Source organism: Marinobacter sp. tcs-11 (assembly GCF_002049515.1).
In the GTDB taxonomy this organism is placed as follows: Bacteria; Pseudomonadota; Gammaproteobacteria; order Pseudomonadales; family Oleiphilaceae; genus Marinobacter; species Marinobacter nauticus.
Genome location: NZ_LLYU01000039.1, coordinates 1 through 7997, shown reverse-complemented (window position 1 = coordinate 7997; position 7997 = coordinate 1). Strand labels below are relative to the sequence as shown.

Annotated in this window: 8 protein-coding genes and 1 pseudogene; 5 read left to right on the top strand and 4 right to left on the bottom strand. The window is 53.6% G+C overall.

Annotation, left to right across the window (positions count from 1 at the left end):
• Positions 1-138: 138 nt before the first annotated feature.
• Positions 139-834 carry a Y-family DNA polymerase gene (locus tag ARC85_RS19380; protein ID WP_081698944.1) on the bottom strand — a complete coding sequence of 232 codons (696 nt, stop codon included), beginning with the start codon at positions 832-834 and terminating at the stop codon, positions 139-141.
• A 42-nt stretch (positions 835-876) separates the two neighbouring features.
• Positions 877-1242 (bottom strand): annotated as a pseudogene (locus tag ARC85_RS19375) (Tn3 family transposase); the annotation flags it as partial.
• A gap of 510 nt (positions 1243-1752) precedes the next feature.
• Here ARC85_RS19375 and phnC point away from each other — a divergent pair.
• Genes phnC through ARC85_RS19350 form a run of 5 tightly spaced genes read left to right on the top strand, consistent with a single transcriptional unit; the run spans position 1753 to position 6173 of the window.
• Positions 1753-2598, top strand: a complete 846-nt coding sequence (phnC, locus tag ARC85_RS19370; RefSeq protein ID WP_286715944.1) for a phosphonate ABC transporter ATP-binding protein — start codon at positions 1753-1755, stop codon at positions 2596-2598.
• Positions 2595-3458, top strand: a complete 864-nt coding sequence (gene phnD, locus ARC85_RS19365; protein ID WP_286715943.1) for a phosphate/phosphite/phosphonate ABC transporter substrate-binding protein — start codon at positions 2595-2597, stop codon at positions 3456-3458. The genes phnC and phnD overlap by 4 nt, the downstream gene beginning before the upstream one ends.
• A gap of 10 nt (positions 3459-3468) precedes the next feature.
• Complete coding sequence (gene phnE, locus ARC85_RS19360) at positions 3469-4299, top strand: phosphonate ABC transporter, permease protein PhnE (protein WP_011783501.1); 831 nt, start codon at positions 3469-3471, stop codon at positions 4297-4299.
• A gap of 9 nt (positions 4300-4308) precedes the next feature.
• A complete protein-coding gene (locus tag ARC85_RS19355) occupies positions 4309-5319 on the top strand; it encodes a phosphonate dehydrogenase (protein WP_023009204.1) in 1011 nt (336 codons plus the stop codon).
• The gene (locus ARC85_RS19350; RefSeq protein ID WP_011783503.1) at positions 5313-6173 is read left to right on the top strand and encodes a LysR family transcriptional regulator; all 861 of its coding nucleotides are present in this window, start codon (positions 5313-5315) and stop codon (positions 6171-6173) included. The genes ARC85_RS19355 and ARC85_RS19350 overlap by 7 nt, the downstream gene beginning before the upstream one ends.
• On the opposite strand, the gene ARC85_RS19345 is transcribed toward ARC85_RS19350, so the two are convergent.
• Positions 6088-6657, bottom strand: coding sequence for a reverse transcriptase domain-containing protein (locus tag ARC85_RS19345; RefSeq protein ID WP_081432065.1), 570 nt, complete (start codon positions 6655-6657; stop codon positions 6088-6090). The two genes, ARC85_RS19350 and ARC85_RS19345, sit on opposite strands and share 86 nt — an antisense overlap.
• Before the next feature lie 494 nt (positions 6658-7151).
• Complete coding sequence (locus ARC85_RS19340) at positions 7152-7733, bottom strand: DUF6448 family protein (RefSeq protein ID WP_011784782.1); 582 nt, start codon at positions 7731-7733, stop codon at positions 7152-7154.
• Between the last annotated feature and the right edge of the window lie 264 nt (positions 7734-7997).

Genomic DNA, 7997 nt, shown 5'->3' with positions numbered 1-7997 from the left:
GGCGGGAAATAGGCAAAAATCGAACAAAACAGAGGGTGATAACGCCAAAATCGCGCTTGAATGGCTTTTTTTCGAGTTGAAAAGCGATTCAGCGATAAATCAGGCGTTAATCAGACCCTCCTTAGATCCACTATGCCACTACAGTAGCAGCTTCAATGCCTGCTGCACGATAACACGAGTATCCTGACTGGGTTTGATCAGCTTAACGCTGGTACTGCGGGAATACTGAGGCGCCGTGGTCTTGAATGGATTCGTGCGGATAAACACCATCAGTTCTCCGGCATACTGCTGACCTGCCCGAAGCTTCTCGGTCGCACGTGTGGCAAAGTGCGCAACGGCTTCCTCCAGGTCGCTCAGTTTCTGAAGGGGCTGACCAAACGATCGGGAGCACATGATTTGCTTCTTGAGGGCCGGTACATCCTCCCACGGCACACAGGGAACGCCATTGAGCTCTCGGGCCGTACGTTCCAACACGACAGAGAACTGCTTTCTGAGCGTCGACAGATGGGTATCCGCCAACTGTAACGCCGTGACAATGCCCATGGCCTGAAGCCTGACACTGAGTTTTCGCCCGACGCCCCAAACCTCCTCAACCGGTACCCGGGCCATCAACTTGCGCTGCCGTTCAGGATTCGTCAGATCGACGACACCACCCGTCGCTCGGTATTTTTTGGCGGCGTAGTTCGCCAATTTTGCCAGCGTTCGCGTGGGCGCAATACCCACGCAGACCGGTAAGCCGACATTCTGGTAAACCGTGTCTTTAACCTCCCGCCCAAAGTCCTCGAAGGACACCACCCGGTCAATACCGGTCAGGTCCAGAAAGGCTTCATCAATGGAGTAGACGGGGTCAGCTCACGAAACGGAAAAAATCGTACGCTAAGACCTCTGCAGTGTTCGTAACGATCGGTACTTTCCTTGTTCGACCTGTTTGTCCTGCTGCCAGATATAGTCGCCGGTCAGGTTGATGTGCTCCCAGCCCAATGGAGAAAGATGCCGCAGAAGCGTCTCGTCGATATCCCGGCCGTCTTCGCGCAGTGCTTGAACCGCCCGCTCCATATAAACCGTATTCCAAAGGATAATAGCGCTGACGACGAGATTGAGTCCGCTTGCACGGTAGCGTTGATTCTCGTAACTGCGATCGCGGAGTTCACCGAGCCGGTTCAGGAAGACGGCACGAGCCAGCGCGTTCTTAGCCTCGCCCTTATTCAAACCAACCTGCACGCGGCGACGCAGTTCGACGTTTGCAAAAATTGCCACGACTATTGAAATCGTTTTTTGGCCATCCGGATTTGGCTTATATCTCCGGGTAATGTTCGCTTACTTTATTTCGAATTAGTAAGTGCAAGGCTGTCCTTGCCCACCCTTAAGGCCACACCTTGAATTGCTGCCCGTTTCCAGATCCACCCCACCATAGTCAGCACCTGGAAGCGCGACCTATTGGAGAGCGCGTCCGACCTCCTCGAAGGCAAGAGTATAGTCGGTAAGCAATTCGATGAACTCAGCACGGACGAACTGTACCGTGAGATTCGCCGACTGACGGTGGAACGCAATTTTTGTTGCTTAAGCTCCTGGGTGGCTCGTTCCACTTTGGCTGAGCTCCATGTATTTCACAGAGCCCTTCGGAAAATCCTTGCGAACCAAAAGCACTTCATCAAACTGTCACGTCAGTGACACGACGGTGTCATCTCTCAGCTTTACCGTTCAATTGTAACTCGCAATACGGCGAGCTTATTTATTGCAAAAGGTGATCCTATGGCGCCAACTCAATCAACCAATGTGATGCTTCGAGTCGAGAGTATGGGCGTAACCTACCCGGGAAACGTCCTCGCGCTCAAACCCACCACCGTTCACTTTCACAAGGGCGAATTCACCGTGCTACTGGGACTTTCAGGCGCGGGTAAATCCACTCTGCTTCGTTCACTGAATCACCTGGTTAAGCCCACAACCGGGAAGGTTGTGTCTGGCGAGTTTGGTGAACTGACCAACCGTAGAATCCTGCGACAGCACCGCAGCCGCACCGCCATGGTGTTCCAGCATCACCAGCTGATCGAACGATACACCGCGTTACAGAATGTGCTGACAGGCAGACTTGCGTATCACGGTACTTGGCGAAGCCTGCTTCCCCTGCCCCGGCAGGACCTGGAGTTGGCTCTGCAATGCCTCGACCGCGTAGGTCTGGCTGACAAAGCGCTTTCCCGAGTAGATCAGTTGTCCGGCGGCCAGCAGCAGCGGGTTGGAATCGCCAGAGCATTGGTGCAGCAACCATCCATGATTCTTGCCGATGAGCCCGTTGCCAGCCTGGATCCGGCCACTTCTGAAAAGGTACTCGGCCTACTGCGCGATATTTGTCAGGAAGATGGAATCACCGCGGTTATTTCCTTGCACCAATTGGAATACGCCCAGCGTTTTGCAGACCGGATCATCGGCCTTTCGAACGCTCATATCGTTTTTGACGATGCTCCTGAAAACCTGAAATCGAAACACCTGGACGAGATTTACCACCGTTCACCCAGCGTGGTAGCTGCGGAAGGCAAACCAGCCATCCATAAACCTAAGACCACCCCGATAACGACAGACGTACTGGAGATAGCACAATGAAGACAATGATTCACTCTTTGCTGGCTCTGATAATGATGCTCGGCATCCATTGGTCAGCCCATGCCGCAGATACAGACCCTGATCTTTTGAAAGTTGCCTTGCTGCCGGATGAGAACGCGTCAGAACTGATCAAGCGAAACCAACCTTTGAAGGATTACCTGGAAACCACTCTTGGTAAGGAAGTAGAACTGATTGTTACCACCGATTACTCCTCCATGATCGAAGCCATGCGTTTTGGCCGAATTGACCTGGCTTACTTTGGTCCGTTGTCCTATGTGATGGCCAAGAGTAAGAGTGACATTGAACCCTTTGCCGCCATGGTGGTAGACGGGAAGCCGACTTATCGCTCCATCATTATTGCCAATGCGGACTCTGGCGTTGACTCCTTCGCGGATATCAAAGGCAAGAAAATGGCCTACGGTGACCGCGCATCCACTTCCAGCCACCTGATCCCCAAGGCCGTACTCCTTGAGAAGGCAGGGCTCGAAGCCGGAAAGGACTATGAGGCTCATTTCGTCGGTAGCCATGACGCTGTTGCGGTTAACGTCGCCAATGGCAATGCCGACGCCGGAGGGTTGTCCGAAGTTATCTTCGAGCATGTGATGGACCGCGGTTTGATTGATCGGAGCAAGGTCAAAGTGCTGGGCTACAGCGGTGACTTTCCTCAATACCCCTGGGCCATGCGTTCGAACCTGGCCCCTGAGCTGAAGAGCAACATTCAGAAAGCCTTTCTGCAGATCGATGACCCGGAGATTCTCGACAACCTGAAGGCTGAGGGATTCGCGGCAATTACCGACGAAGATTACGATGTCATCCGCGCTATGGGTGGCCTGCTCAATCTTGATTTCGCAAAAATGTGAGGAGTGCCCCATGAACTATACAACGACGGAACCGGCGACTCTGTCGCCGGCCCCGTCGGCCTCCGTGCTGGATGAGCACGCGAAAGGCTGGCGGAAAAAACTCGGACAGTCGCTGTTAGTGCTGCTCATCATTTTTGTCGCAAGTTGGTACGTAGGGCTGCTCAATTTCAATACACTTGCCAATGGCGTGCCAGCCATAGGCACACTCATTGGCGAATCTCTTCCACCTGACTTCACCAATGTGGCCAGCTGGGTGTCGCCGTTAATCGACACGCTTGCGATGAGCATTGCCGGTACTGCCATTGCAGTAACCTTGTCTGTGCCACTGGCATTCCTGGCTGCGCGCAACACCTCTCCACATCCGGTGGTGTTCCAAGTAACTCGAACCCTTTTAAACGGTTTGCGTTCAGTCCCGGAACTGATCATGGGCATCATCTTCGTGGCTGCTGTTGGTTTTGGGGCGTTGCCTGGCGTACTGGCGCTCGGTCTTCACTCCATTGGCATGGTTGGAAAGTTTTTTGCCGAAGCGATTGAGCATGTAGATGAGGCGCCAGTGGAAGCGGCCGATGCTGCCGGCGCTACTCGCTTGCAGGTGCTCTATCACGCCGTGCTACCACAAGTACTTCCTCAATTCGCGGACGTGTCCATTTATCGCTGGGAATACAATTTCCGTGCCTCGACCGTAATGGGCATGGTGGGTGCCGGTGGTATTGGCTTCGAATTGATGGGCTCGCTGAGAATCATGCAGTATCAGGAAGTCAGCGCCATTCTCATTGTCATCTTGTTGATGGTCACCGTCGTGGACAGTCTCAGTGGCCGCCTTCGTAAGAAATTCAAATAAGGAACGTCGATGAAACCCAAGGTTGTGATAACCCATAAGATCCATGACAGTGTTCTGGATGAACTTGCCCAAGATTGCGAGCTGGTCACCAACCAATCCGGCGCCACGTTGCCCCAGGAGGAAGTGGCTGCGCGCGTTGCAGACGCTGATGCGATGATGGCGTTCATGCCAGACCGAGTTGGAGAGGAGTTCCTACAGGGGTGTCCGCGCTTGAAGGTGATTGGTGCAGCCCTGAAAGGCTATGACAACTTTGATGTGGATGCCTGCACGCGTCATGGGGTTTGGCTGACAATTGTACCGGATTTGCTAACCGTGCCTACTGCAGAGCTAACGGTCGGGCTGACGATCAGTCTCACCCGACAAGTCAAGGCGGCGGACCACTTCGTTCGATCCGGTGAATTTACTGGCTGGACACCACGCTTCTATGGGCAGGGGATCGAAGGCTCACGGATTGGTATTGTGGGTATGGGGGCCATCGGCCAAGCGGTGGCGCAGCGCCTGAACGGATGGGGAGCGGATTTAATCTATTCCCAGCCGGAACGTTTACCCGTGCAGCATGAGCAGGCACTGGGTTTGTCCCATACTCCCCTCAAGATGCTGCTGGCCCAGTCAGATATTGTGATCCTGGCACTGGCGCTCAATGAGCAAACCCTCCACACCATTAATCGCGAAACGCTAACAGGAATGAAACCGGGCGCATTCCTTATCAATCCCTGCCGTGGATCTGTGGTGGATGAGGGTAGTGTTCTGCAAGCGCTTCAATCCGGTCAGTTGGGGGGGTACGCCGCTGATGTGTTTGAGATGGAAGATTGGGCGAGAGAAGATCGTCCGAGGGAGATCGCCCAGGGGCTCAGGGCCCACCCCAACACGCTGTTTACTGCTCACATCGGATCGGCAGTCAGCCAGGTGCGTCTGGCTATCGAGCAACGCGCTGCTCGGAACATTCTGCAAGTGCTTCGGGGTGAGCGGCCGGGTGATGCGATCAATGATCCCAGTGGCCGCGAGAGCGGCCCATGCTGAATCTTGTCTGGCTGAAGAGTTTCGTGGCGGTGCTGGACCACAACGGGTTTCAGGCCGCAGCCCGCCAGTTGGACATCGCACAACCCACACTGTCCCAGCACCTTCAAAAACTCGAAAACCAACTTGGCGTTTTATTGGTCCACAGGGGGCGCTCTGGCTGTGAGCCAACCCGGGCTGCCTTAACCTTGTTGCCTTTTGCCCGAAGTCTGCTCCGGCTGGAGGAGCAGGCGAGATCTTCCATTATGGAGGCTCGACTTCGCGTTGGGGCGAGCTCCAATATTGGGATTTATATGCTCCAGCCCTACATCCGTCGTTACAAGGAGCTGGGCGTAGGGCCCGAGGTGGATGTGGTAATAGATTCCAATCCGACTATTGCACGGCATTTATCGGACGGTGAGCTGGACGTGGCGATTATGGAGTGGTGGCATGATCTACCCGGATTCCATGCTCAGGCGTGGCGTAACGAGCCCGTTGTTCTAATCGTTCCGCCTGGTCACCCGTTAGCCCGTCGAACCGATATCGACCGCGATACGCTGTCTAACATGGCTCTGATCGGCGGCGAACCCGGCACCGGCACTGGCCGGCTTTTGGCGACCTACTTCGGTGAGCATGGGCCATTTCCGACGGTATCTATGCAGCTGGGTAGCACCGAAGCCGTCAAGCAAGCGGTTAAGGTCGGACTTGGCGCATCGTTGGTGCTTGAAAGTTCTGTACGGGAGGAGGTCCAAAATGGAAGTCTGGTGGCTATTCCCGTGAGTGAGCCTGGCCTTAGCAAGGAGCTGATGGTGATTTATCCGAGCAGCCTGGACAAACACAGGCCAGTATACTCGTTTGTTGGGCATCTCTGTGAATAGCTATTGGGTCCACCTCACGCATATCTAGCTGGGAATGCAGATACTGAGCCTCACGCTCACTTCGACAACGCAGTATTCCGTCATCTGCATATCGGCAGAATGGGATATCCGGATGACGAACGGTCAGCCAACGATCCAATGCATAATGCAGAAACAGGTTTGCCAGAACTGGCGATAACGGGCCACCTTGTGGTGTGCCAACGTTCCGTCGTTCCTGCTTACCATCTTTCGTCTGCATCGGTGCCGTTAGCCAGCGCCTCACATACAGCAGCACCCAGGATTCAGAGCAATGGTGGTCAAGAGCCTTGAGCAATAGCTCATGATCAATATGATCAAACAAGCCACGGATGTCATACTCCAGCACCCAGTCCCTTTCCCAGCACCGCTTTCGCGTGATCACAAGCGCATCATGCGCGGATTTCCCGCACCGATACCCGTACGAGTCCACATGAAAGACAGGTTCCAGGATAGGTTCCAGCGTCATAGTAACCACAGTTTACGCTATACGATCGCTAACCGTGGGTACCCCGAGCAATCTTTCTCCTCCACTTTTCTTCGGAATTGGAACTGCTTTGACGGACGGTGGGAAATAGCTGCCGGAGGACATCCGATTCCAAATTAGATAGAGGTTCTTACTCAAGTCTCGATCAAAGTCCTGAATCGTCTGGCCATCTACACCGGCCGCACCTCGATTTGATTTAACGCGCTGATACGCCTTCCATACCTGGCGCTTGGAATTTTTTTCTCTAATTGCGGAAATACCGAAATTAGATAAAACACAGCACGCCCCTCAGTTAGTAATATGGCTGCCCGATATCCCGGAATGATTATGAAGCGGAGATTGGTGTTGGCTTCATTTATGTTTTTTGATGCGCCTTAATAGAATGATGGTACCAATTCAGCCGAAGGCGAAACTGGAAATGAATACAACGGCAAAGCAGGCCGTCAGCCTGCTTTGCGTCTGCGTGAAGATAGGAATTAGTGCCCCTGCCCTCCAGCAGCGCCATGCACGCCCTCTATATAGTGAATGTAATTGACGTAGTCAGCGACAAAGGCACGCCCCTTATCGCTGCTTTGATCAGCCATGGCCCTTGCACGCTGAGCCTCATGATAACGCTCACGAATACCGTTCTCGATCTTGCGGGTTATATTTGCCACGAGGCGATCAATTTGCCCGTTTTCCAACGCCGCATCCGCCGCCATTAAACCCGGATCAATCTGTCCGGAAGGCTTGATGCCGGTAAAGGGTGCGCCTTCGGAGGCACGATGAACCTCAACGAGCGTCGAGAACAGATGCTGATCGGCAATGTTTTTCGCAGTTTCGCTTTGCCCGCGGACTTGGCGCACATCGGCGAATACCCTTTTGATTTCGGCCTCATCCTTTGCCGGCACCCATTTGAGCAAGGGCTTAACATTGCCTGACTCCAGTGCCGCACGGGCTTCGGTAATCACGGGACCGTCCAGAGCATCACAATGAGCTTGGGCGCTACCGGCAAACATCAGGCTGAAGATTGCTGCGGCCACTGCGGGAACAGCGGTTTTGCGTAATTTGGTTTTCATACATGACCTCTTCATATTGCGTTGAGCTTCACGAGCACCGGGTTTGGTGTCGCTTGGCAATCAGAGTACGGAAGGGAGGTCAAAGAAGCGTTCTCAGGTACGAAACCGAACCGATTCCATGGTTTGGAAATAAAATATATACTAAGAAGTACAAAAGTAAGCGGACATCATTTATAATGTAGGCATTGTTCAACCGACCTTATCGGAGTTGCCTACTCATGCGCCATACTGACGGTCGTAAACTGGATCATAAAACTCTGGAAG